The sequence below is a fragment of the Pseudomonas sp. RA_35y_Pfl2_P32 genome, assembly GCF_963970735.1.
In the GTDB taxonomy this organism is placed as follows: Bacteria; Pseudomonadota; Gammaproteobacteria; order Pseudomonadales; family Pseudomonadaceae; genus Aquipseudomonas.
Window position 1 is genome coordinate 1 of the sequence record NZ_CAXAQF010000057.1, and the last position, 1,748, is coordinate 1,748.

The 1,748-nt window shown below is 51.7% G+C and carries 2 protein-coding genes and 1 pseudogene; all 3 read right to left on the bottom strand.

What is annotated here, in order from left to right; all coding sequences use genetic code 11:
- A pseudogene (locus AACY45_RS26990) lies at window positions 1-226 on the bottom strand (tetratricopeptide repeat protein); the annotation flags it as partial.
- Between the two features lie 331 nt (window positions 227-557).
- Window positions 558-1,247, bottom strand: coding sequence for a tetratricopeptide repeat protein (locus AACY45_RS26995; RefSeq protein ID WP_339548478.1), 690 nt, complete (start codon window positions 1,245-1,247; stop codon window positions 558-560).
- On the bottom strand, window positions 1,228-1,748 hold a 521-nt coding region (locus tag AACY45_RS27000; protein WP_339548479.1), incomplete at its 5' end, for a phospholipase D-like domain-containing protein. The genes AACY45_RS26995 and AACY45_RS27000, both read right to left, overlap by 20 nt.

Consider the following 1,748-nt stretch of genomic DNA (forward strand, 5'->3'; position numbering starts at 1 on the left):
CAGGCTGTCCGGGCCAGCCCGTGCGATAGAGCCCCGCCAGGTTGTGCATCGCCTTCCAATGATCTTTAGCGATGGCTTTCTCGTACAGCCCGACGATGCTTCGCCAGTTTTTTACCCCTCGAGTTTTCTCGAGCGCACGGGCCTGTTGAAACCAGCGTTCAGCCTCCGCATCCAGCGGTGGGTTATGGTCTTTTTCGTAGGCACAGGTAAAGGTGGGATAGGCCATAGCCGAAGTGCCATTGAGTATTCCCAACAGGCCGGCGGCACAAAAAAACGTCGCCTTAATGAACCGTCCACGCAGGAGCCGAGGCTTTTCCGGCTGAGTAAAATAACTCATATCTCAGGCCGGCGGTCCGGATGCTCGGCGTCAAAGCCTTGTATAGGGTGAGCGGGTAACGGGTGGTCTTTCATAAGATTAGGGAAGCGTAACGCAGGGTTAGCATCAGTTTGTTTCCATAGTTCGATATATAGCTCATGAAGCTCAGAATCTGGCCGATATCCAAAGTTATATATGTGTTCAGGATCAGATTCAAATACCCCACTGAGATAGCTAAAGCCTATAGAACTACCCATAGATGCGGCGCGCTGATAATAGAATAGCGAGCGTGGTTTATTTTTTTAGCTGTGTCATAAAAACTTGCAGTTTTTTCTATGGCATAAGGATTTTCCTGAGCGCCCGCACATCGGTAATAACGCTCGGCCATGTCATCATCCTGTTTATCCCTTGGGAGCGCAAAAGCGAAGTACCGGCCTAATTGAACCTGTGCTAAGGGACTGCCCAATTGCGCGGCCTGGAACATGTAGGAGCTTGCCATGCGGTCCGACTTCAATACACCGACTCCACGTTCGGCCACCACAGCCCAATTGTAATAACCCAGCGGGACTTTGAGTTTTATCATACGTTCGTAGAGGTCGAGCATCTTGCTGGTATCGACTGCTATTCCGGGATTTTTTTCGGATCCCGGCTCACCAACGCGATACAGCTGAGCGAGATTATGCATTGCCTTCCAATGATCTTTAGCAATGGCTTTTTCATAGAGTGCGACTACCTCGGGCCAATGCCCCAACTCTCCCTCCAGATAACGAGCCCGTTTAAACCATTGGTCAGCCTCCGCATCCAACGGTGGGTTATGGTCTTTTTCGTACGCACAGGTAAAGGTGGGATAGGCCATAGCCGGAGCTCCGCTCAATAAGATGGAAAAAATGAGACCGCAAAAAGAGAGGGTTTTAGTCAATGGCTTTGGCATACGGTGTCTCCACATCCCAGAAGCGTGTCAAATGGGCGATTAGCGGTTCATTTTTGTTTTTGTTTTCCCAGTTCTTATCCATCACTTCATTCCATTTGTTGAAGTTTTTAGCCGCATCACACCGCCCCTTGTCATCGTCAAATGACTTCCCCACATGCGACTTCCACAACGCCTCCCGCCAATGTTTCGCCAACTCGGCATCCGGTGCCGCCAGGCCCAACTCCGAGTCGGTATGCAGACTTCGGGTGTTGATGTTCGCGGAGCTGAGCAAGCTGAACACATCGTCCACCACCAACAGTTTGGAATGCACATAGATGTCCCGGAAGTACGCCTGCTCGCCCTTGAACAACGTGCTTCCGGGTTCTGGCGTGCATGTCGTCAGCGTCGCGATAGCGACTTTCAGACCGGGTAAATCCTGCAGGGTGTAGGGTTTGAGTTCTTCCTCTGCGCCGTCTTTCGGCTTGCCCAGTTCCGGGATGTCGCTTGGCTTGAGGCCTCCCA

Coding starts and splice junctions, on each gene's coding strand:
- AACY45_RS26995 (WP_339548478.1), bottom strand. CDS start 1,247: ATGCCAAAGCCATTGACTAAAACCCTCTCTTTTTGCGGTCTCATTTTT.